17 protein-coding genes and 3 pseudogenes are annotated in these 24,040 nt (G+C 45.5%); 14 read left to right on the top strand and 6 right to left on the bottom strand.

The features are described from left to right. Window positions 1-253 precede the first annotated feature (253 nt). The 8 genes and pseudogenes from secE (at window position 254) to rpoC (ending at window position 12,279) form a co-directional block, all read left to right on the top strand. Window positions 254-634 (top strand): preprotein translocase subunit SecE, encoded by a 381-nt coding sequence (secE, locus tag SU60_RS12030; protein ID WP_041155709.1) that lies wholly within the window; start codon window positions 254-256, stop codon window positions 632-634. A 13-nt stretch (window positions 635-647) separates the two neighbouring features. After that, window positions 648-1,195: pseudogene (gene nusG / locus SU60_RS12025) on the top strand (transcription termination/antitermination protein NusG). A gap of 165 nt (window positions 1,196-1,360) precedes the next feature. Then, window positions 1,361-1,789 carry a 50S ribosomal protein L11 gene (rplK, locus tag SU60_RS12020; RefSeq protein ID WP_005440554.1) on the top strand — a complete coding sequence of 143 codons (429 nt, stop codon included), beginning with the start codon at window positions 1,361-1,363 and terminating at the stop codon, window positions 1,787-1,789. 4 nt (window positions 1,790-1,793) lie between these two features. After that, window positions 1,794-2,495 (top strand): 50S ribosomal protein L1, encoded by a 702-nt coding sequence (gene rplA / locus SU60_RS12015; RefSeq protein WP_005440557.1) that lies wholly within the window; start codon window positions 1,794-1,796, stop codon window positions 2,493-2,495. A 293-nt stretch (window positions 2,496-2,788) separates the two neighbouring features. Further along, window positions 2,789-3,283 carry a 50S ribosomal protein L10 gene (rplJ, locus tag SU60_RS12010; protein ID WP_005382538.1) on the top strand — a complete coding sequence of 165 codons (495 nt, stop codon included), beginning with the start codon at window positions 2,789-2,791 and terminating at the stop codon, window positions 3,281-3,283. 57 nt (window positions 3,284-3,340) lie between these two features. Further along, window positions 3,341-3,709, top strand: a complete 369-nt coding sequence (rplL, locus tag SU60_RS12005) for a 50S ribosomal protein L7/L12 (protein WP_005397273.1) — start codon at window positions 3,341-3,343, stop codon at window positions 3,707-3,709. Between the two features lie 252 nt (window positions 3,710-3,961). Further along, window positions 3,962-7,989 (top strand): annotated as a pseudogene (rpoB, locus tag SU60_RS12000) (DNA-directed RNA polymerase subunit beta). An 87-nt stretch (window positions 7,990-8,076) separates the two neighbouring features. Continuing rightward, entirely contained in the window at window positions 8,077-12,279 is a 4,203-nt protein-coding gene (rpoC, locus tag SU60_RS11995; RefSeq protein ID WP_041155708.1) for a DNA-directed RNA polymerase subunit beta', read from the top strand. A gap of 169 nt (window positions 12,280-12,448) precedes the next feature. Here rpoC and SU60_RS11990 read toward each other — a convergent pair whose 3' ends face one another. After that, entirely contained in the window at window positions 12,449-12,940 is a 492-nt protein-coding gene (locus SU60_RS11990; protein WP_041155707.1) for an Rsd/AlgQ family anti-sigma factor, read from the bottom strand. 177 nt (window positions 12,941-13,117) lie between these two features. On the opposite strand from SU60_RS11990, the gene nudC reads away from it, so the two are divergent. Next, on the top strand, window positions 13,118-13,915 hold the full coding sequence (gene nudC, locus SU60_RS11985; protein WP_041155706.1) for an NAD(+) diphosphatase: 798 nt from the start codon (window positions 13,118-13,120) through the stop codon (window positions 13,913-13,915). A gap of 248 nt (window positions 13,916-14,163) precedes the next feature. Beyond that, the gene (gene hemE, locus SU60_RS11980; protein WP_041155705.1) at window positions 14,164-15,231 is read left to right on the top strand and encodes a uroporphyrinogen decarboxylase; all 1,068 of its coding nucleotides are present in this window, start codon (window positions 14,164-14,166) and stop codon (window positions 15,229-15,231) included. A gap of 220 nt (window positions 15,232-15,451) precedes the next feature. Here the strand turns inward: hemE and SU60_RS11975 are convergent, their stop codons facing one another. Further along, entirely contained in the window at window positions 15,452-16,024 is a 573-nt protein-coding gene (locus tag SU60_RS11975; protein ID WP_041155704.1) for a uracil-DNA glycosylase family protein, read from the bottom strand. Between the two features lie 7 nt (window positions 16,025-16,031). Next, the gene (locus SU60_RS11970) at window positions 16,032-16,955 is read right to left on the bottom strand and encodes a D-2-hydroxyacid dehydrogenase (protein WP_041155703.1); all 924 of its coding nucleotides are present in this window, start codon (window positions 16,953-16,955) and stop codon (window positions 16,032-16,034) included. Between the two features lie 66 nt (window positions 16,956-17,021). Here SU60_RS11970 and SU60_RS11965 point away from each other — a divergent pair, with 66 nt between their 5' ends. Beyond that, a complete protein-coding gene (locus tag SU60_RS11965) occupies window positions 17,022-17,609 on the top strand; it encodes a YjaG family protein (RefSeq protein WP_041155702.1) in 588 nt (195 codons plus the stop codon). Window positions 17,610-17,669: 60 nt separating this feature from the next. Here SU60_RS11965 and SU60_RS11960 read toward each other — a convergent pair. Beyond that, a pseudogene (locus SU60_RS11960) lies at window positions 17,670-18,793 on the bottom strand (CNNM domain-containing protein). A 253-nt stretch (window positions 18,794-19,046) separates the two neighbouring features. Between SU60_RS11960 and hupA the strand changes: the two are divergent. Together hupA and SU60_RS11950 are read left to right on the top strand one after the other, a co-directional pair. Continuing rightward, window positions 19,047-19,319, top strand: a complete 273-nt coding sequence (hupA, locus tag SU60_RS11955; RefSeq protein ID WP_005433627.1) for a nucleoid-associated protein HU-alpha — start codon at window positions 19,047-19,049, stop codon at window positions 19,317-19,319. 39 nt (window positions 19,320-19,358) lie between these two features. Further along, on the top strand, window positions 19,359-20,060 hold the full coding sequence (locus SU60_RS11950; RefSeq protein WP_041155701.1) for a DUF1481 domain-containing protein: 702 nt from the start codon (window positions 19,359-19,361) through the stop codon (window positions 20,058-20,060). A gap of 117 nt (window positions 20,061-20,177) precedes the next feature. On the opposite strand, the gene purD is transcribed toward SU60_RS11950, so the two are convergent. Together purD and purH are read right to left on the bottom strand one after the other, a co-directional pair. Then, window positions 20,178-21,467 carry a phosphoribosylamine--glycine ligase gene (gene purD / locus SU60_RS11945; protein ID WP_041155700.1) on the bottom strand — a complete coding sequence of 430 codons (1,290 nt, stop codon included), beginning with the start codon at window positions 21,465-21,467 and terminating at the stop codon, window positions 20,178-20,180. 86 nt (window positions 21,468-21,553) lie between these two features. Further along, on the bottom strand, window positions 21,554-23,146 hold the full coding sequence (gene purH, locus SU60_RS11940) for a bifunctional phosphoribosylaminoimidazolecarboxamide formyltransferase/IMP cyclohydrolase (protein ID WP_041155710.1): 1,593 nt from the start codon (window positions 23,144-23,146) through the stop codon (window positions 21,554-21,556). Between the two features lie 264 nt (window positions 23,147-23,410). Between purH and zntR the strand changes: the two genes are divergently transcribed. After that, on the top strand, window positions 23,411-23,809 hold the full coding sequence (gene zntR, locus SU60_RS11935; protein WP_041155699.1) for a Zn(2+)-responsive transcriptional regulator: 399 nt from the start codon (window positions 23,411-23,413) through the stop codon (window positions 23,807-23,809). Window positions 23,810-24,040 lie beyond the last annotated feature (231 nt).

The raw sequence follows: 24,040 nt of genomic DNA, 5'->3' as shown, positions 1-24,040 counted from the left end.
AGCGAATGCTTTCGGAAAATCTTGAATTAGATTTGACGAACCAGTAGCAAAAAGGGCATCATTTGATGCCCTTTTTCTGCACTCAACATAATTTTTGCTGTTTTATTACTCATAAGTGGGTTGAGTGTAGAGCAAGATGAGCCAAAGCGGCTTAATCTTAAGAGGAGTTCGCTGATTTTTTCAGCGATATGGAGTTTGCCCTGCAACAGCGGGGTTGTTGTCGTCTATATTAAGACTTGTAACAGGTTGGTTTATGAAAGCGAATAATGCTGAAACTCCTGATAGCTCAAACGCAGCAGATACGTTTAAGTGGATTGCCGCTTTCGTATTGGCAGCTGCCGCTGTTGTGGGTAATTACCTGTATGGTGAAATGTCTGTAGTAATTCGTGCTGCAGGCGTTGTTGTTTTGATTGCCGCCGCTCTTGGCGTTGCAGCAACAACGACTAAAGGTAAAGCAGCGATCAGTTTTGCAAAAGAATCTCGTATGGAAGTTCGTAAAGTTGTTTGGCCTACGCGTCAAGAAACCATGCAAACAACACTGATCGTTTTAGCTGTAAGTATTGTAATGGCTCTAGTGCTATGGGGTATTGACGGAATTATGGTTCGTCTAGTAGCTCTAGCGACTGGGGTATAGAGGGTTTTAATTCATGAGTGAAGCTCCAAAAAAACGCTGGTATGTGGTTCAAGCCTTCTCTGGATTTGAAGGTCGTGTGGCTCAATCTTTGCGCGAGCATATCAAAATGCACGGCATGGAAGAGTTCTTCGGTGAAGTACTGGTACCGACTGAAGAAGTGGTAGAAATGCGTGCGGGCCAACGTCGCAAATCTGAGCGTAAGTTCTTCCCTGGCTACGTCCTTGTTCAGATGATTATGAACGATGAATCATGCACCTAGTACGTAGTGTGCCGCGTGTCATGGGCTTCATTGGTGGTACCTCAGACCGCCCTGCACCTATCACCGATAAAGAAGCGGATGCGATTCTTAATCGTCTTGAAAAAGCGAGTGAAGCTCCTCGTCCACGTACTATGTACGAAGCGGGTGAAGTGGTACGTGTTAACGAAGGTCCGTTCGCTGATTTCAACGGTACCGTTGAAGAAGTGGATTATGAGAAGAGCCGCTTGAAAGTGTCTGTCTCGATCTTTGGTCGTGCGACGCCAGTTGAGCTTGAATTTGGTCAGGTTGAAAAGCTGGACTAAGACTCTTGTTTAAAGAGTATAAAAAATCACCTTTTTAGGGTTGTATAAGGCGCGGATTATGACTATAATTTCGCGCCTTTTTGCTTATCGTGAAGTGAAAAGTTTTTACGTAAACGGGGAGCTGGTCAGCAGACTAGCGTTAGAACCCAAACTTTAGGAAATATCATGGCTAAGAAAGTTGAAGCTTACATCAAGCTACAAGTTGCTGCTGGCGCTGCGAACCCAAGTCCACCAGTTGGTCCTGCTCTAGGTCAACACGGTGTGAACATCATGGAATTCTGTAAAGCGTTCAACGCAAAAACAGAATCTATCGAGAAAGGTCTACCAACTCCAGTAGTTATCACTGTATACAGCGACCGTTCTTTCACGTTCGTAACTAAGACTCCACCTGCTGCTGTTCTTCTTAAGAAAGCTGCTGGCGTTAAGTCTGGTTCAGGTCGTCCAAACACTGAAAAAGTGGGCACTGTAACTGACGCTCAAATCCAAGAAATCGCAGAAACTAAAGCTGCCGATATGACTGGTGCTGATATCGAAGCGATGAAGCGTTCTATCGCAGGTACTGCTCGTTCAATGGGCCTAGTGGTAGAGGGTTAATAAGATGGCAAAACTAACTAAGCGTATGCGCGTTATTCGCGAAAAAGTTGACGTAACTAAAGAATACGAAATCAACGAAGCTGTTGCTCTTCTTCAAGAGCTTGCAACTGCTAAATTTGTTGAGTCTGTAGATGTTGCTGTTAACCTAGGCATCGATGCTCGTAAATCTGACCAGAACGTGCGTGGTGCAACTGTACTACCTCACGGTACTGGCCGCGAAATCCGCGTTGCAGTGTTCACTCAAGGTGCTAACGCTGAAGCAGCTAAAGAAGCTGGCGCAGACATCGTAGGTATGGAAGATCTTGCTGAGCAAGTTAAGAAAGGCGAAATGAACTTTGACGTAGTTGTTGCTTCTCCAGATGCAATGCGCGTTGTAGGTCAACTAGGTACTATCCTAGGTCCTCGCGGTCTTATGCCAAACCCTAAAGTTGGTACTGTAACTCCTAACGTTGCTGAAGCAGTTAAAAACGCTAAAGCTGGTCAGGTTCGTTACCGTAACGACAAAAACGGCATCATCCACACTACTATCGGTAAAGCAAACTTCTCTGCTGAGCAGATCAAAGAGAACCTAGAATCACTTCTAGTTGCTCTGAAGAAAGCTAAGCCATCTTCTGCGAAAGGTACTTTCCTGAAGAAAGTAAGCATCTCTACTACGATGGGTGCTGGTGTTGCTGTTGATCAGGCTAGCCTGAACACTCAAGCATAATTTATTTGCTTAGGCGCAAAATTTGTGTATAATTTTGCGCCTAATATTTGTGGTTGGGGCTGAACTTTGGTTCTTTGAACTGTCTCCTAGTTCGAAATGAATTAAGACCCAGTCTCCGTCCAAGACCGTAGGTGTTTGTGTAAAAACAAGCTTAATTATCCTACGTAGATGGTGCCCGAACTGACAGAAAGCTCTATGTAATATAGTTAACTTTCTTCTGGGGAAGCACCTCAATAGCTCTCACTGTCGTGATGATAGTGAGTGGTGTAACGACAACCAGGAGTAAATCCAAGATGGCTTTAAACCTTCAAGACAAAAAAGCAATTGTTGCTGAAGTCAACGAAGCTGCCAGTGGTGCACTTTCTGCAGTTGTAGCTGATTCTCGTGGCGTTCAAGTTGGCGCGATGACTTCTCTACGTAAACAAGCTCGTGAAGCGGGTGTTTACATGAGAGTTGTTCGTAACACTCTTGCTCGTCGTGCGGTTGAAGGTACTGAGTACGAGTGTCTAACTGACACTTTCACTGGTCCTACGCTAATCGCATTCTCTAATGAGCACCCAGGTGCCGCAGCGCGTCTTTTTAAAGACTTCGCTAAAGAGAACAAAGATTTCGAGATCAAAGCTGCTGCATTTGAAGGCGCTCTAACTGACGCTGAAGTACTAGCAACACTACCAACTTACGACGAAGCAATTGCACGCCTAATGATGTGCATGAAAGAAGCTTCTGCTGGCAAGCTGGCGCGTACTATCGCAGCTATCCGCGATCAAAAACAAGAAGCAGCGGCATAAGCCTTGCTTTTTACTGGTTGCTTAATAAACTTATTGTTGACTTAAAAGAGAATTGTTATGTCTATTACTAACGAGCAAATCCTAGACGCAGTTGCAGAAATGTCTGTAATGCAAGTTGTTGAACTAATCGAAGCAATGGAAGAGAAATTCGGTGTTTCTGCTGCAGCTGCTGTTGTAGCTGGCGGCGCTGCTGGTGGCGAAGCTGCTGCTGAGCAAACTGAATTTGACGTAATCCTAGAAGCTGCTGGCGGTAACAAAGTTGCTGTAATCAAAGCAGTACGTGGCGCAACTGGCCTAGGTCTTAAAGAAGCTAAAGCTCTTGTAGACGGCGCTCCAGCACCTCTTAAAGAAGGTGTTGAAAAAGCAGAAGCTGAAGCTCTTAAAGCTCAGCTAGAAGAAGCTGGTGCAACTGTTGCTGTTAAGTAATTATTGCATAGTTTCTTAGCCTAACGGCTAACTGGCTGGTGGTTTTTTAACCACCGGCCTTTTTGCGCTGTAGGGTATAGGCGAATTTTCCCGCTGTTTAAGCGCCTTTTACCCATGCAAAAAACATTTCATTCTTACGAAATGAAATGTCACTACAGTAAACAGCTATATTAGTCACTGTCCCTTACCCCCCTTAAGTAACTAGGTGTGGGCGGACAGTTTGGGTCACTTATCAGCGAGCTGAGGAACCCCATGGTTTACTCTTATACCGAGAAAAAGCGCATCCGTAAGGACTTTGGTACTCGTCCACAAGTTTTGGACATTCCATACCTGCTATCGATCCAGCTCGATTCGTTCGACAAATTCATCGAACAGGATCCTGAAGGTCAATACGGTCTTGAAGCTGCTTTCCGTTCTGTATTTCCAATTCAGAGCTACAACGGCAATTCTGAGCTGCAATACGTTAGCTACCGTCTTGGTGAGCCAGTTTTTGACGTTAAAGAATGTCAAATCCGCGGTGTAACTTACTCAAAGCCACTACGCGTAAAACTACGTCTAGTTATCTTTGATAAAGACGCACCAGCAGGTACTGTAAAAGACATTAAAGAACAAGAAGTCTACATGGGTGAAATTCCGCTCATGACAGACAATGGTACCTTCGTAATCAACGGTACCGAGAGGGTTATCGTATCCCAGCTGCACCGAAGCCCAGGCGTGTTCTTCGACAGCGATAAGGGTAAGACCCACTCATCAGGTAAAGTTCTATACAACGCGCGTGTTATTCCTTACCGTGGTTCATGGCTTGATTTCGAGTTTGATCCTAAGGATAACCTGTACGTTCGTATCGACCGCCGTCGTAAGCTACCAGCATCAATCATCCTTCGTGCACTAGGTAAATCGACTGAAGAAATCCTTGAGCTCTTCTTCGAAAAAGTGAACTTTGAAGTGAAAGACCAAACTCTACTGATGGAGTTGGTTCCAGACCGTCTACGTGGTGAAACTGCGTCATTCGATATCGAAGCGGACGGTAAAGTTTACGTTGAGCAAGGTCGTCGTGTAACGGCTCGTCATATTCGTCAGCTAGAAAAAGATGGCGTTGATCACATCGAAGTACCCGTTGAGTACATCGTTGGTAAAGTTGCATCGAAAGATTACATCAACGAAGCAACGGGCGAGATCATTGTTAATGCTAACCAGGAAATCAGCCTGGAGGCACTAGCGAACCTATCTCAGGCCGGTCACAAAGCGCTAGAAGTTCTATTTACGAACGATCTAGACCACGGTCCATTCATGTCAGAAACGTTACGCATTGACAGCACTGTTGATCGTATTTCTGCATTGGTAGAAATCTACCGCATGATGCGCCCTGGTGAGCCGCCAACAAAAGAAGCTGCAGAAGCACTATTCGAAAGCCTATTCTTCTCTGAAGAGCGTTACGATCTATCGACTGTAGGTCGTATGAAGTTTAACAGCTCTATCGGTCGTGAAGATGCTCTAGAGCAAGGCACACTTGATGAAACAGACATCATCGAAGTGATGAAGAAGCTGATCGCGATCCGTAACGGCATTGGTGAAGTTGATGATATCGACCACCTAGGCAACCGTCGTATCCGTTCTGTAGGCGAAATGGCTGAGAACCAATTCCGTGTCGGTCTAGTTCGTGTCGAGCGTGCAGTTAAAGAGCGTCTAAGTCTAGGCGATCTGGATGCTGTTATGCCGCAAGATCTGATCAATGCGAAGCCAATTTCTGCAGCTGTTAAAGAATTCTTTGGCTCTTCACAACTTTCACAGTTCATGGACCAAAACAACCCGCTATCAGAAGTTACGCACAAGCGTCGTATTTCTGCATTGGGTCCTGGTGGTCTGACTCGTGAACGTGCTGGCTTCGAAGTTCGAGACGTACACGTAACTCACTACGGCCGTCTATGTCCTATCGAAACGCCTGAAGGTCCAAACATCGGTCTGATCAACTCTCTATCTGCGTTTGCGCGTTGTAACGAGTACGGTTTCCTAGAGACGCCATACCGTCGCGTTGTAGATGGCGTTGTAACAGACGAAGTTGATTACCTATCTGCAATCGAAGAAGGCCAATTCGTTATCGCACAGGCTAACGCTGCGTTGACTGAAGAAGGCACGTTTGCCGATGAACTGATCACAGCTCGTCAGAAAGGTGAATCTGGTCTACACCCTCGTGAGCACGCTCAGTACATGGACGTTGCGACAAACCAGGTTGTATCTATCGCTGCATCGCTTATCCCGTTCCTAGAACACGATGATGCGAACCGTGCATTGATGGGTGCGAACATGCAACGTCAGGCCGTTCCAACACTGAAAGCGGATAAGCCGCTTGTAGGTACTGGTATCGAACGTAACGTAGCGGTTGACTCAGGTGTAACTGCCGTTGCTAAACGTGGTGGTGTCATCCAGTCTGTAGATGCTTCTCGTATCGTGGTGAAAGTCAACGAAGAAGAGCTTGTTCCTGGTGAAGCAGGTATTGACATCTACAACCTGACTAAGTACACCCGTTCTAACCAGAACACATGTATTAACCAGCGCCCATGTGTGATGCCAGGTGAACCTGTATCACGTGGTGACGTACTTGCTGATGGTCCTTCAACAGACCTTGGTGAGCTAGCGCTTGGTCAAAACATGCGTATCGCGTTCATGCCTTGGAACGGTTACAACTTCGAAGACTCGATCTTAGTATCTGAGCGCGTAGTGCAAGAAGACCGATTCACGACGATCCACATTCAAGAACTGACTTGTGTGGCGCGTGATACGAAGCTGGGTTCCGAAGAAATCACAGCGGATATTCCAAACGTAGGTGAGTCTGCTCTGTCTAAACTAGACGAGTCAGGTATCGTTTACATTGGTGCTGAAGTGAAGGGTGGTGACATCCTAGTTGGTAAAGTAACGCCTAAAGGTGAAACTCAGCTAACGCCTGAAGAGAAGCTACTACGTGCGATCTTCGGTGAAAAAGCATCGGATGTTAAAGATACTTCACTGCGTGTACCTAACTCTGTATCAGGTACGATTATCGACGTTCAAGTCTTTACTCGCGATGGCGTAGAAAAAGACAAGCGTGCGCTTGAAATCGAGCAAATGCAGCTGAAAGAAGCGAAGAAAGACCTAACTGAAGAGTTCCAGATTCTTGAGGGTGGCCTTCTAAACCGCGTGAAAGCTGTATTGATCGACGGCGGTTACTCTGAAGCGAAGCTAGAGTCTACAGAGCGCAAGAAGTGGCTAGAGCTAACACTTGAAGATGATGCACTGCAAACTCAGCTAGAGCAACTTGCTGAGCAGTGGGACGAGCTAAAAGCTGACTTCGATAAGAAGTTCGAAACTAAGCGTCGTAAGATCACTCAAGGTGATGATCTCGCACCTGGCGTACTGAAGATCGTTAAGGTTTACCTAGCGGTTAAACGTCGCATTCAGCCTGGTGATAAGATGGCGGGTCGTCACGGTAACAAGGGTGTAATCTCTAAGATCAACCCTGTTGAAGACATGCCATACGATGAAAAAGGTCAGCCTGTAGACATCGTACTTAACCCACTGGGTGTACCTTCGCGTATGAACATCGGTCAGATCCTAGAAGTTCACTTAGGTCTGGCAGCGAAAGGTATCGGTGACAAGATCAACCAGATGGTTAAAGAGCAGCAAGAGCTAGCGAAATTCCGTGAGTTCTTACAGAAAGTTTACGATCTAGCGATACTCGCCAGAAAGTAGATATTGCTTCTCTGTCTGATGATGAAGTACGTACGCTGATTAAGAACTTGCGTGGCGGTCTACCAATTGCGACGCCTGTGTTTGATGGTGCTCCTGAAGAGTCAATCAAAGCACTTCTTGAGCTAGCAGACCTACCAACATCAGGTCAGTTAACGCTGTTTGATGGTCGCACAGGTGATGCGTTTGAGCGTCCTGTAACTGTTGGTTACATGTACATGCTGAAACTGAACCACCTTGTTGATGACAAGATGCACGCTCGTTCAACTGGTTCGTACAGCCTAGTAACTCAGCAACCACTTGGTGGTAAAGCTCAGTTCGGTGGTCAGCGTTTCGGTGAGATGGAAGTATGGGCACTAGAAGCATACGGTGCTGCCTACACTCTACAAGAAATGCTAACTGTTAAGTCGGATGACGTTAACGGCCGTACTAAGATGTACAAAAACATCGTAGACGGAAGCCACAGCATGGAACCTGGCATGCCAGAATCGTTCAACGTATTGTTGAAAGAGATCCGCTCGCTAGGTATCAACATCGAGCTAGAAGACGAAGAGTAATCCCTTTCTCATTTGAGAAAAGTGATTATCTGGTAGAAAGCAGCTAGCGCTTGGCTGGCTGCTTTTAACTCCTTACAGGAGCTGATTGTGAAAGACTTATTAAACTTTCTAAAAGCACAGCATAAGACCGAAGAGTTTGATGCAATCAAAATCGGTCTATCTTCACCAGACATGATTCGTTCATGGTCTTTCGGTGAAGTTAAAAAACCTGAAACGATCAACTATCGTACGTTCAAACCTGAACGCGATGGTCTGTTCTGTGCGCGTATTTTTGGTCCAGTTAAAGACTACGAGTGTCTTTGTGGTAAATACAAGCGCCTGAAGCACCGTGGTGTTATCTGTGAGAAGTGTGGTGTAGAAGTTACACAAACTAAAGTTCGTCGTGACCGTATGGGCCACATTGAACTTGCTTCGCCAGTAGCTCACATCTGGTTCCTAAAATCGTTACCGTCTCGTATCGGTCTACTAATGGATATCCCGCTACGTGATATCGAACGTGTTCTTTACTTCGAAATGTACGTAGTAACTGAGCCAGGTATGACTGATCTAGAAAAAAGTCAGATGCTAACTGAAGAAGAGTATCTAGACCGTCTAGAAGAGTGGGGCGACGAGTTCACTGCTAAGATGGGTGCAGAAGCTATCAAGGACCTACTAGGTTCTATGGACATGCACGCTGAAGTAGAGCAAATGCGCGAAGAGCTAGAGTCGACAAACTCTGAAACTAAGCGTAAGAAAGTCACTAAGCGTCTTAAGCTGGTAGAAGCATTCATCTCTTCGGGCAACAACCCTGAGTGGATGATCCTGACAGTACTGCCTGTACTTCCGCCAGATCTACGTCCTCTAGTACCTCTAGATGGCGGTCGCTTTGCAACATCTGATCTAAACGATCTATACCGTCGTGTGATCAACCGTAACAACCGTTTGAAGCGTCTTCTAGAGCTAGCAGCTCCGGACATCATCGTACGTAACGAAAAACGTATGCTGCAAGAGTCTGTTGATGCGCTACTAGATAACGGTCGTCGTGGTCGTGCGATCACAGGTTCGAATAAGCGTCCTCTGAAATCTCTTGCTGATATGATCAAGGGTAAACAAGGTCGTTTCCGTCAGAACCTTCTAGGTAAACGTGTAGACTACTCTGGCCGTTCTGTAATCACAGTAGGTCCATACCTTCGTCTGCACCAGTGTGGTCTTCCTAAGAAGATGGCACTTGAGCTATTCAAACCATTCATCTACAGCAAGCTAGAGACTCGTGGTCTTGCGACTACAATCAAAGCTGCGAAGAAAATGGTAGAGCGTGAAGAAGCGGTTGTTTGGGATATCTTGGACGAAGTCATCCGTGAACACCCAGTACTATTGAACCGTGCACCGACACTTCACCGTCTCGGTATCCAGGCGTTTGAACCAGTACTAATCGAAGGTAAAGCGATTCAGCTACACCCACTTGTGTGTGCGGCGTACAACGCGGACTTCGATGGTGACCAAATGGCGGTTCACGTACCTCTAACGCTAGAGGCACAGCTTGAAGCTCGTACTCTGATGATGTCGACAAACAACATTCTGTCGCCAGCGTCAGGTGATCCGATCATCGTACCTTCTCAGGACGTTGTATTGGGTCTGTACTACATGACTCGTGAAAAGATCAACGTGAAAGGTGAAGGCATGTACCTTTCTGGCCCAGCAGAGGCTGAGAAAGCATACCGCACTAAACAAGCTGAACTTCATGCACGCGTTAAAGTACGTATTACTGAAACAGTAGTTGACGAAGACGGCAATAGCACAACAAATACTGGTATGGTTGATACCACTATCGGTCGTGCAATGCTATGGCAAATCGTCCCATCTGGCCTACCGTACAGCATCGTTAACCAAAAGCTAGGTAAGAAGCAAATCTCTAACCTACTTAACGAGGCGTACCGTAAGCTAGGTCTTAAAGACACAGTTATCTTCGCTGACCAAATCATGTACGCAGGTTTTGCTTACGCGGCACTATCTGGTGTATCTGTTGGTATCGACGATATGGTTGTACCGCCAGCTAAGTACACTGAAATCGCTGAAGCGGAAGAAGAAGTACGTGAAATCCAGGAACAGTACCAATCAGGTCTTGTTACTGCGGGCGAGCGCTACAACAAAGTTATCGATATCTGGGCATCGACCAACGACCGCGTTGCGAAAGCAATGATGGAGAACCTATCATCTGAAACGGTAGTTAACCGTGACGGTGAAGAGGAACAGCAAGAGTCGTTCAACAGCATCTACATGATGGCGGACTCAGGTGCTCGTGGTTCTGCAGCACAGATTCGTCAGCTTGCTGGTATGCGTGGTCTGATGGCGCGTCCAGATGGTTCAATCATCGAAACGCCGATCACAGCGAACTTTAAAGAAGGCCTAAACGTACTTCAGTACTTTATCTCAACGCACGGTGCTCGTAAGGGTCTTGCGGATACGGCACTGAAAACAGCGAACTCGGGTTACCTAACTCGTCGTCTAGTAGACGTTGCTCAAGACGTTGTTGTAACTGAACATGACTGTGGCACTCATGAGGGTGTTGACATGATGCCTCATATCGAGGGTGGTGATGTTAAAGTTGCACTGTCTGAGCTAGCACTTGGCCGTGTTGTTGCTGAAGACGTTCTAAAACCTGGTACTGACGATGTTCTTATTCCACGTAACACCCTGATCGATGAGAAGTGGTGTCAAATCATGGAAGAGAACTCAGTAGACAGCATGAAAGTGCGTTCTGTAGTTACTTGTGATTCTGACTTCGGTTGTTGTGCACAGTGTTACGGTCGTGACCTTGCACGTGGTCACCTAGTGAACCAAGGTGAGGCTGTAGGTGTTATCGCTGCTCAGTCTATCGGTGAACCGGGTACACAGCTTACCATGCGTACGTTCCACATCGGTGGTGCAGCATCGACAGCGGCGGCTGAGAACAGTGTTCAAGTTAAGAACAACGGTTCTATCAAGCTACACAACGCTAAGTCAGTAGTGGCAGATGACGGCAAGATTGTTATCACTTCTCGTGCGACAGAGCTAACTATCATTGATGAGTTTGGTCGTACTAAAGAGAAACACAAACTGCCTTACGGTACGTTACTAAGCAAAGGCGATGGTGATACCGTTCAAGCTGGCGAAACAGTTGCAAACTGGGAAGCGCACACACTACCTATCATTACTGAGGTAGCAGGTCGTATCCAGTTCGTAGACATGATCGACGGCGTAACAGTATCTCGTCAAACAGATGACCTAACAGGTCTATCTTCAAGCGAAGTAACTGACCCTGCCGCTCGTCCATCAGCAGGTAAAGATATGCGTCCAGCTATCAAACTTGTTGACGAGCAAGGTAACGATGTAATGATCCCTGGTACTGATATGCCAGCTCACTACTTCCTACCGGGTAAAGCGATTGTAAATATCGAAGATGGCGCAGCAGTAGGCGTAGGTGCGACACTAGCACGTATTCCTCAGAAGTCTGGCGGTAACAAAGATATCACCGGTGGTCTTCCACGCGTTGCTGACTTGTTCGAAGCTCGTAAACCTAAAGAGCCTGCGATCCTTGCAGAGCACACTGGTACAGTGAGCTTTGGTAAAGAGACGAAAGGTAAGCGTCGCCTAGTGATCACTCGCGAAAGCGGTGAAGCATACGAAGAGATGATCCCTAAACATCGTCAGCTTAACGTCTTCGAAGGTGAAAAAGTTGAGCGCGGTGATGTGATCGCTGATGGTCCAGAGTCTCCACATGACATTCTTCGTCTACGTGGCGTGCACGCAGTGACTCAGTACATCGCAAACGAAGTACAGGAAGTTTACCGTCTGCAAGGCGTTAAGATTAACGATAAGCACATTGAAACTATCGTTCGTCAAATGCTACGTAAGTGTACGATTACTTTCTCTGGTGATTCTGAGTTCTTACCAGGTGAGCAAATTGAATACTCACAAGTTAAGATTGCTAACCGTAATCTAGAAGCAGAAGGCAAAGAGCCTGCACGTTTCGAGCGTGAGCTTCTAGGTATCACTAAAGCATCTCTAGCGACTGAATCGTTCATCTCTGCGGCATCGTTCCAGGAGACAACTCGCGTACTAACTGAAGCTGCGGTTTCTGGTAAGCGTGATGATCTACGTGGTCTGAAAGAGAACGTTATTGTTGGTCGTCTGATCCCAGCTGGTACTGGTTTCGCATACCACCAAGAGCGTCAAGCGAAACGTTCTGAAGCGCAAGAAGGTCCTTCTGCTGAACAAGCAACAGATAACCTAGCTGCACTTCTAAACGCAGGCTTCTCTTCAGAAGAGTAAGTCGAACGAGTTTATCGTGAAAAGCTAAAAAGGCACCTTAGGGTGCCTTTTTTAATACCGTTTGATCCAGTGTTATCTTGTTCACCATATTCACCGGATTAACGGTAAAAAAAAGACTGACGGTTACCTGTCAGTCTATTTCATATCAATACGCACGTATAGGGAATCACTATGCCCCAGGTGGCATCGACAGACTCTCAGCAATTTGTTGGATCAATTGATCTTCCACTTCAAATCGCGTTTCTAGAATTTCTCCAATGAGCGACATATCCGAATCGAATTCATCCAGTTCATCCTCTTCACTTACTTCAGAGTACTTATCGTTAAAGTTCAGTAGAGGGTCTGTAGTTAAGACGATTTGACCATAAGTTTGATTGATATCATCAGTGACGATAAAGCCAGTGGCTTTCCAACGATCCATGACCATATCGTATATTTTGAAATGCCCTTCAGAGATGTAGTCAACTAAGTGTTGGCAGAAGTTTTGTAATTCTGCTGGCGTCGGCAACTCAATGACGTTGGTTTTCGAACAAGGTTGCAGTGCTGCAAGCTTACAGTATTCGACTATCAGTGATTGTCGAGTTTCTAACCAATGATCAATGACGTCACTTGAGCCGCCCCACTGGTCTTGTGTTTGTTTGAATTTTTTTAGCATGACCATGCCCTCATGATCTCATCGCCTGTGGCGAACGTGTCCTTTGCTTCGCAAAGTTAGTAAAATAGTTACAAACTCTTGTCCTTACGAGAATTTATCATTGTTAATTTGAGTAACGATAAACTCTAGTGTGAAATTAGATTGCCAGTAAAATGAATGAACTTCAAGCAAAGGGATAGTGTCATGGTAAGAAAAGGTGATGTAAACCGTGTAGAGAATGCCTACTGGTGTGTTGTGATGGGAAGTGATCTGTGGCTGGTGGATGACACTTTGCCATTTGGTTCTGCGAACCAGTTATCGTTGCCGGAAAAAAGCGCACAGAAAATTGGGGAATATCAACAATATCCAGTGATGTGGGTTAATGTTTCTGATCTTGAACATGATCTGCCCTTGGTCTCGCTGCGAGAGTGTTTACATTTCCCTGAGCCATTGTTCCTCTTATTGAGTAAAGCCGTTCAATATGGGCATATGACGCAAAGTCTTCGTTTTTGCCCCTTGTGCGGGGGACGAAATTTTCTCAATAATAACCAGCTAGCGATGCAATGCGGAGAATGTCGTACATTACATTACCCACGGATCTTTCCATGCATCATTGTTGCAGTGCGTAAAGAGAATAAAATCCTATTGGCTCAACACCCTAGGCACCGTAGTGGGATGTATACGGTTATCGCTGGTTTTCTTGAGGTTGGGGAAACACTGGAAGAGTGCGTTGCACGTGAAATCCACGAAGAAACGGGCGTAAGGGTAAAAAACATACGCTATTTTGGTAGTCAGCCGTGGGCATTCCCAACGAATATGATGATGGCTTTCTTAGCGGACTATGAATCGGGAGAGTTAAGTCCTGATTATACTGAGCTATCTGATGCTCAGTGGTTTAGCACCGAAGAAATGCCTCCTGTAGCGCCAGAGGGCACCATTGCACGCGCGCTGATCGAACGAACTTTGCAAGATATCGAAATGGGTGTCTTGGAAAATAAGTAAAAAAAACCCTCCGAGAGGGAGGGGGTAAGTAAGATGTCGTTATGAGATGCTGAGTACTGGGTACTCAGTTTATAATTGTAGTTTTCGCTAGCGAACAAATTTTTAACACTGTTATGGATTGGGTGCAAATTAAGCATTGATTTAAAAGTTAATAACTTGATCCAGGTTGCAAAGCACACAGCTATTGACCTTAAATCAGTGATAGAATGGTGGCTTTCTCAGAAAGCCTAACTAGTTGGAAATACGGAATGACTGAATTAAAAAATGATCGTTATCTACGCGCACTGCTTAAAGAGCCTGTGGATTACACGCCAGTATGGATGATGCGTCAGGCTGGTCGTTACCTTCCTGAATACAAAGCAACACGTGCGCAAGCCGGTGATTTCATGTCTTTGTGTAAGAACGCGGAACTGGCTTCTGAAGTAACCCTTCAACCACTACGCCGTTTTCCGCTTGATGCTGCGATCTTGTTCTCTGATATCTTAACCATCCCAGATGCAATGGGTCTTGGCTTGCGCTTTGCTGCAGGTGAAGGGCCAGTGTTTGACAACCCAATCACTTGTAAGGCGGACGTAGAGAAAATTGGCTTGCCCGATCCTGAAGGTGAGTTGCAATATGTTATGAATGCGGTACGTCAAATTCGTAAAGACTTGCAAGGTGAAGTTCCATTGATCGGCTTTTCTGGTAGTCCATGGACATTAGCCACATATATGGTAGAGGGGAGCAGTTCCAAAGCCTTCACTAAGATTAAGAAGATGATGTACGCTGAGCCGCAAACTCTGCACCTTTTGCTTGATAAGCTTGCAGACAGCGTGATTGATTACCTCAATGCGCAAATTAAAGCAGGTGCACAATCTGTCATGATATTTGACACTTGGGGTGGTGTTCTGACTCCTCGTGACTACAACCTATTCTCACTGCAATACATGCATAAAATTGTTGATGGTCTAATCCGTGAAAACGATGGTCGCCGCGTGCCTGTGACGCTATTTACTAAGAATGGTGGTATGTGGCTAGAGCAGATTGCCGCAACAGGCTGTGATGCGGTTGGGTTAGATTGGACCATTAATATTGCCGACGCTAAAGCACGTATCGGTGATAAAGTGGCTCTGCAGGGGAATATGGATCCATCCATGCTGTACGCTGCACCTGAGCGTATTCGTGAAGAAGTGGCGGGTATTTTAGAAGGATTTGGCGATACTGGCACTGGCCATGTATTTAATCTTGGTCATGGGATTCATTTGGATGTGCCACCAGAAAATGCAGGTGTATTTGTGGAAGCGGTGCACGAGTTATCAAAACCATACCACAAATAATTTACATGATTCGAAATCCAATACCGGCATTTATTGTCGGTATTTTTTTACCTAAAAGTTATTTGTGTACAGCTCTTACAGTATTTGGCCTACCATGATCTAATTACTTATAGAGCTGCACGATTTTATAATAACTTTATATTTAACAATCGGTTAATGTGTTTTGTTTTATGTGTTTTTTATCCTGTACAGATAAATAAGCAATTGGATCATTGGTGACCTAAAACATCGAATGGACTCGTTGTCGAAGATAGGGAACCACATCGGTTTCAAACCAAGGATTCTTCTTCAGCCATAACGTATTGCGTGGAGAGGGGTGGGGAAGCGGAATAAAGTCTGGCTCCCAGTCTTTCCATTGTTGAACGGTCTGAGTAAGGGTTTTGGGACGGGTTGGCAGGTAATACTGCTGCGCATATTGGCCAATTAATAGTGTCAGTTCAATATTTGGCAACTGCTCCAGAAGTTTTTGATGCCAAGCTGGTGCACATTCTTTACGTGGCGGTAGATCACCCGAGCCGCCTTTGCCAGGGTAGCAGAAGCCCATGGGTATAATGGCAACTTTATTTTTGTCATAGAAGATTTCTCTATCCATATCCAGCCATTGACGCAGTCGATCACCGCTGGGATCATTCCAAGGTATTGATGTTTTATGTACCCGAGTTCCTGGGGCTTGACCGATAATCAGTAGACGGGCTTCTTTTCCTGCTTGAATGACCGGATTTGCCCCCAACGGTAACTCGTTGGCGCAAATCTGACAGGCTCTAACTTGTTTTAGCAATGCTGCGAGTGACATGTAGGGTCTAATATCCTTTGTTGAAATCAACCTGGTGTCTTAGTGAGAAGCCATCTCGCCAAGCGAGATAATTATCGGCAAATATCTCGCTCACTTGTTCTGGGAAACTTAGGGCCGCAATGTGTGGTGTGATGGTCACTTGTGGCGAGCTCCAGAAAGGGTGGGTTTCTGCGAGGGGCTCTTGTTCAAATACATCGAGAAAAGCATGCTCTACCCAGCAGTTGTCAAGAGCAAGAAGCAGCTCCTCATTGTTCAATACATCGCCTCGACCAACATTAAACAGTAACGCCCGCTCGAGATGACTTAGCGTGGATTCATTCAATAGGTGGTGAGTATGTGGTGTACTGGGTAATGTATTGACTACGATATCTGCTTGTTTAAATGCACTTGTCAGTTCATTGATGTGAAATGTTTGCCCAAACTCTGCTCCAGCAGTGGGAATGCCGGTGCTATTGATTCCAATAGTGTTTATCCCCATCGACTGCACAGCAGTACTGAGATAACAACCAATACTGCCCGTGCCCAGAATCACCATGGTTTTGCCGCGCAATGAAGTGTAGAGGTGTGGTTGCCATTGTTTATTCTGCTGTTGCTGATGGTAGCGATGAAAGTGACGATAATGTGCAATACTATACCCAAGCACATACTCAGCGATCAAAGGACCAAAAATACCTCTTACGTTGGTTAACGTGTAATCTTGACGTAAGTCCCGAGACATGAGGGCATTAACCCCAGCAAAAGTGGATTGTACCCACTCAAGTTGCGAAAATTCGTCTAACCTTTGTGATAGCAAAGGAGGATCGGCCAGTATAATTTGAGCTTCATACGGCTTGTCTGTAATACAAAGATCTGGCAGTTTTTTTTCTGTCAGTAATGTTTCGTAGGTGTCACGATGCTCAGAGAGCAGGAAAATCTTATTTGGCTGCGGCATTAACTTTTTTCCCTGTGATGAATCAAGTACACTTTCGCTGTTTTTTTCTTCAATGATTGAGTAACTATGCTTAAGAATCCTCTTCAGGTTCGTTTGGAAAAACTAGAACCTTGGCAACAAATTACCTTTATGGCGTGTCTGTGTGAACGCATGTATCCGAATTATGCGATGTTTTGTGACACTACAGAATTTGCTGAACCGCGTGCTTACCGAGCGATTCTTGATAGTGTATGGGAAATTCTGACAGTTAAGAGTGCAAAAGTGAACTTTGAACGTCAGTTAGAAAAATTAGAAGAGTTATTTCCTAGCGCTGATGAGTTTGATTTTTATGGTGTATATCCAGCAATGGATGCATGCCAAGCTCTATCTACTCTGCTGCATGGTCTGTTGGATCGCGATTACCTGTTCGATTCAATGCTCAAAGTGAGCCAGCAGTCGATACAAACCGTTGTCGATCTCGAACAGATGCAAGGCAGTGAGCCGATCACCAACGAAAACCAAAAAGAAAACCAAGCAGTATGTGACGAGTGGGATATTCAGTGGGCTATTTTCCGCCCATTGCGTGAAACGACGGAGCGTGACATCAATTTAATTAAAGACTTGCGTGAAGAACTGCGTGAGGAAGGTGTCAGCAACATTGGTGTTGCGCTGTAATGTTAAAAGGCATCCGGTTGGATGCCTTTTTTGTGTTCGCTTAGCCGAGATAGATTCCGACTATTGTGTTCCTGTCTTTATTGACTCTTGTTCGTCTTGCTCTTTTTCGGCGGGCTCGACGTTGCTTTCCTCGTCGTCATCACGACTTTCTATGACGCCGTGCTTCTCTTTCCACTTTTCCCAGCGTTGATAAGCCAGCTCTTGCATATCGGTACTCTTATCCGCTTCGTCGATGATTTCCTCACCCACTAGGTGCTCGAAAATATCTTCGAGCGTGACAAGCCCTTGTACCGTACCGTACTCATCGACAACAAGCGTGAGTTGTAATCGATGTGTCATCATCTGCTCGAAAACCTTTGGTAGTGAAGTATTGTTGAGTACTACCTGTATAGGTCGCATGACCGCACCTAACTGCTTATGCCCCTCACCTGACTGCTGTAACTTGAACAGTTCTAGGCGGTGGACAAAACCGATGATGTTATCTTTTTGTTCACTATAAACCAGTGGACGCGAGAACGGCGTATCCTTATGTTGTTCTAAAAACATATCAATCGTTTTGGTCGCATTGACACGAAATACGACGGGACGTGGAGTCATAACTTGTGTCACGGGTACGTTTTGAATTCCCAGAAGGTTGCTAAGGATTTTAGATTCCCCTTCTGCAAACTCACCGCTTTCACGAGCAAGAATAGCCATTGCGGACAATTCATCACGCATCTTCGGTGCTTCGTGATTGCGAGACAGACGTTTGGTTATTTGTTCTGAAAACCATACGAAAGGAGTTAAAGCCCATACCATCCAGCGTAATGAGATAGCGGCAGTAGGAGCCAGCTGTCGCCAGTAGGTCGCACCAATCGTTTTAGGGACGATTTCAGAAAAAACTAAAATAGCAAACGTAAGTACAGCCGAGAAAATTCCGAGCGCTTGACTACCAAAAACGGCAGCAGCTTGGGCACCAGCTGTTGCGCTCCAATCGTATGAGCAATAGTGTTGAGCGTTAGAATTGAGGCGAGCGGCCGATCAATATCGGACTTGAGCTTAGACAGTTGTTCAGCCGCAGGGTGCTCTTGTTGTTTGAGCTGTGCAATATAGCTTGGGCTGATACTGAGGAGTACAGCCTCCAATACTGAACAGATAAACGAAACGCCAATCGCAATCGAAATATAAAAAAATAGCAGCAGCATAGTAGCCTTTGAATATCCTCATGTAGTATGAATTTACCGCGATAATCGCTGTAAAACAGTCTTATAAATTGGTCCTAGAGGCTTGGAAAGCAAGGGGTTTCGGAGTTCAATTGGTAACAAACTGTGAGTTAATACTCATATTATGGCTAAAAGTACGTCATAAAATCGAAAGATCGACTACAAACCTTTGCCAGATGGGGCATTTATGTTTTAGAGTGAGACGAATTCGATAACCTATGAGAAGGGAAACCTAATGAACAAGACCCAATTAATCGACTTTATCGCAGAGAAAGCAGACCTATCAAAAGCACAAGCAAAAGCTGCTCTTGAAGCGACTCTTGAAGGTGTAACTGGCGCACTAAAAGAGGGTGACCAAGTTCAACTAATTGGTTTTGGTACATTCAAAGTAAACCACCGTGCTGCACGTACTGGTCGTAATCCAAAGACTGGCGATGAGATTCAAATTGCAGCAGCAAATGTTCCTGCATTTGTAGCAGGTAAAGCACTGAAAGAATCAGTAAACTAAGCTAAAATGCACCGAGGTATCCTGCCTCGGTGCAATTTTATGAAAAAACATCTACTCACTTCTATTCTTTTCTCTAGTCTTTCCTTATTTGGTTGTTCATCTGTTGAAACACAAAACCTAGAACCATTAACTCATTTCTCTGGTGGGAATAGTGCGGGGGATACCAGCAGTTTATATTGGACGACCGAACGATTTAACCGAGCAATTTCGGCAGCTGACCATGTTTCTATGGGGGCGCAAGGCAGGTATGAAAGCGATTATCGCTGGGAGCAAGGCGAGTTAAGAGAGTTGATTCGAAAGGGTGAACAAGCCGATTTTCATCAGGATACCTTGGTGCCTTTTCAAGTCCACATTCGCTTTAACAAAGATGGTGACGCCGTATATCAACAGTATCGTGTCAACAATAAAGTGCTGCCTTTACAGCGCGAGCAGTTAGAAAAATACAAATCTGAAGCAAATCATGTCATCGCATTGAGTAAAGAGCAGTCTCGTAATGGACAACATTTAATACAGGGGCATTGGGACGGAGACGTATTTGAAACGTGTTCGGGAGACAAACTCGAGAGGCTAGAGGTGAGTCAAGCTTTACCAAAAGTGGTCATTGACCGTTTGTCGTCAATAGAAAGCTACTTGGCATTTATTGGTAAAGAGTCACGGAACCAAGCTACGGTAGATGAACTATTGTTGCTCCATGATGAAAACTTTGATTGTTTGCCGCGTCCCAAGTTCATTTCTGAATAATACCTAGATTAGCGCTCGCTTCATCATTCCAGCCGAGCTACGCATCTGGGAATTGGGAATGTACCGATAAAAAAAGGCGCATGATGCGCCTTCTTAACTTAATTTACTCAGATGTTTTTATTTCTGCTTTTCACGAGCAATAGCACGGTAACCGATATCGTTGCGATGGAACATACCATCCCAGCTGATCTGTTGTGCAAGCTTATAGGCACGTTGCTGGGCTTCTGAAACGCTTTTACCCAATGCTGTTGCACAAAGGACGCGGCCACCATTCGTTACTACATGGCCCTCTTTGTTTTCCGTACCTGCATGGAAGATTTTTTCGCCTTCTACTTCTGCTTGGGGTAAGCCAGAAATAATATCACCTTTGTTGTACGCGGCTGGGTAACCACCGGCAGCAAGAACGACGCCAATCGATGCACGAGGATCCCACTTCGATTCGATTTGATCCAGCTTCTTGTCAACAGCGGCCAGACAAAGTTCTACCAAGTCTGATTGCATTCGCATCATGATAGGTTGAGTCTCTGGGTCACCAAATCGACAGTTGTATTCGATCACTTTAGGTGTGCCATCTTTATCAATCATCAGACCTGCGTAAAGAAAACCTGTGTATGGATGACCTTCAGCCGCCATACCACGTACCGTCGGATAGATGACTTCATCCATGATACGGTTATGAATCTCTGGAGTTACGACTGGAGCTGGAGAGTATGCGCCCATGCCGCCCGTGTTTGGACCTGTATCTTGGTCACCGACACGTTTGTGGTCTTGGCTAGTGGCCATAGGCAATACGTTCTCACCATCAACCATAACGATGAAGCTTGCTTCTTCTCCGTCTAGGAATTCTTCGATAACGACGCGACTCCCTGCGTCACCAAAAGCGTTGCCTGCCAGCATGTCTTTGATTGCGTCTTCCGCTTCTTCTAGCGTCATGGCGACAATAACGCCTTTACCCGCGGCTAAACCGTCTGCTTTTACTACGATCGGTGCGCCTCGCTCACGTACATAAGCCAACGCTGGCTCAATTTCGGTAAAGTTAGCGTAGGCGCCTGTTGGGATTTTGTGGCGAGCCAAAAAGTCTTTCGTAAATGCCTTTGAGCCTTCCAACTGAGCCGCTGCTTGAGTTGGACCAAAAATAGGTAGACCCGCTTCATTAAACGCATCCACAACACCGATAACAAGTGGTGCTTCAGGGCCAACGATGGTCAGCGCAATGGCGTTCTCTTTCGCAAATGCAACAAGCTCAGCAGTGTTTTCTACGTCAATATTGACGTTTTTTAGCTTGGGCTCAAGCGCTGTACCTGCGTTACCTGGTGCCACGAATACAGTGGTAACATCTGGATTTTGAGCGGCTTTCCAACCGAGTGCGTGTTCACGGCCACCTGCGCCGATTACTAGAACTTGCATGATACTATCCTTAAACAATCATTCTTTATTGGGCCCTGCGCTGGTGGCAGGGCGATCAACAGCCCGTTGGGCATAGTAACCTGTACTTAGTGGCGGAAGTGACGCATGCCAGTAAAGATCATCGCCATATTATGCTCGTCTGCTGCTGCGATAACTTCATCATCACGCATAGAACCACCCGGTTGAATCACACATTTTATGCCCGCTTCCGCTGCTGCATCAATACCGTCACGGAATGGGAAGAATGCATCTGAGGCCATTACGCTGCCTGCAACTTCTAAACCTTCATCTGCAGCCTTAATGCCTGCAATTTTTGCTGAATACACGCGGCTCATTTGGCCCGCACCAACACCAATTGTCATATCGCCTTTTGCGTAAACAATCGCATTGGATTTTACAAACTTCGCGACTTTCCAGCAGAATAGAGCATCTTTTAGCTCTTCTTCAGTTGGTTGACGTTTAGATACCACTTTAAGGTCATCCAAACTCACCATACCTTGATCACGGTCTTGAACCAGTAGACCACCGTTTACACGTTTAATATCGAAGCCAGTCGTTTTAGTCGTCCATTCGCCACACTCAAGTAGTCGAACGTTTTTCTTGGCTGCAACCACTTCGACGGCGGCTGCAGACACAGAAGGTGCGATAATTACCTCAACGAATTGACGCTCTACGATAGCTTTTGCTGTTTCTGCATCTAATTCCTGGTTGAATGCGATGATGCCACCGAACGCTGATGTTGGGTCTGTTTGGTAAGCACGGTTATATGCTTCTAGAATATCTTTACCTAGAGCAACGCCACATGGGTTCGCGTGTTTTACTATCACACATGCTGGCTCGTCGAACTCTTTGACACACTCAAGTGCTGCATCGGTGTCCGCGATGTTGTTGTAAGAAAGGGCTTTGCCTTGGATTTGGCGTGCAGTTGAAACCGATGCTTCTTCTGGATTAGATTCTACGTAGAATGCAGCTGCCTGGTGGCTGTTTTCACCGTAGCGCATATCTTGTTTCTTTTCGAACTGCTGGTTGAAAGTGCGAGGGAACTTTGACTCTTCGTCGCCTTCTTTGTTCTCGCCATAAGATGGAACCATAGTGCCGAAGTAGTTAGCAATCATGCCATCGTAGGAAGCAGTATGTTCAAATGCGGCAATGGCAAGGTCGAAACGTGTTTCTAAAGTAAGAGACTTGTCGTTAGAATCCATTTCAGCAATTACGCGATCGTAATCGTGAGCATTAACAACGATGGTTACGTCTTTGTGGTTTTTCGCAGCAGAGCGAACCATAGTTGGGCCGCCGATGTCAATGTTTTCTACTGCGTCAGCCAGAGTGCAGCTGTCTTTAGCAACGGTTTCAGCGAATGGGTATAGGTTAACGACAACCATATCGATTGGGTTAATGCCGTGCTTTTCCATCACGTCATCATCTTGACCGCGGCGACCTAGCACACCACCATGAACTTTCGGGTGAAGCGTTTTGACGCGGCCGTCCATCATTTCTGGGAAACCTGTGTAGTCAGATACTTCAGTTACTGCAATGCCTTGTTCAGCTAGTAGACGAGCTGTACCACCAGTAGATAGGATATCGACACCGCGCTCAGCAAGAGCTTGTGCAAACTCAACAATACCTGTTTTGTCTGATACGCTGATTAGCGCACGGCGAATAGGGCGAGCGTTGTTCATGCTTCCATTTTCCTCAAATTCACGGGAGTTAAAGATGTTTGCCAAAAATGAACTTGTTTTTACCTCATATGGGTAAAATATTGGCCAGTTTTGGTAAAGACCTTTTATGATGTTTCTGTCTAAAACAGTCTCCAGCATTTGATGGCGCGTATTCTAACTAATTTATTACAAAAAAGCTCGCGCAATCGTTTGGCATCTCAAAAATAATTGCAAAAATCTCTAACTTTGACTTCAAAAGTAACGAGATAGTTAATAGAGGAAGTTATGTTTCAGATAGGTGAGTTAGCAAAACGCTGTGGTGTAACGGCTGATACATTGCGTTTCTACGAAAAAAATGAATTGATTCGACCTGCTAAGCGAAGTGAATCTGGTTATCGCCTCTATAATGAGGAAAATCAAAAACAGGTTCACTTTATTCTTAAGGCTAAACAGCTTGGATTGAGCTTGGATGAGATTAAAGATCTATTGGAAATCAAACTCGAAGCGACAGAGCACAGCTGCGCCGAAGTGAAAGCAATCACTACAGCCAAGTTAGAGCTTATCGATGAGAAAATTCATCAGCTAACAAAGATTCGTTTAGCGCTTAAGAAGATCAACGATGCATGTTGTGGGCATATTAATGATGACGCCAGTCATTGTTCCATTTTAGCTGCTCTGGAATAGTTGTCCTCTCAAGTGACCTTTACATTAAGTAACGCCAGCCCAATTCCACAGTAGAATAAGACCTGTTAATTATCCCTGTTAACTATAGAGGAAAGGCTGGTGAGCCAAATTAATGCTCTGAGCGGCTTGTATTGCCACCTTTTTAGACGGATTGGTTGTTATTTGCTCGGTTGGGTTTTTTTTTGAAAAAAACGCTTGTGCTAATTTCTCAACTCCCTATACTGCGCATCC

It is taken from the genome of Vibrio mytili, from assembly GCF_000830505.1.
In the GTDB taxonomy this organism is placed as follows: Bacteria; Pseudomonadota; Gammaproteobacteria; order Enterobacterales; family Vibrionaceae; genus Vibrio; species Vibrio mytili.
Note: the sequence above shows the minus strand (reverse complement) of the source record. Positions and strands in the feature narration are given on the sequence as shown.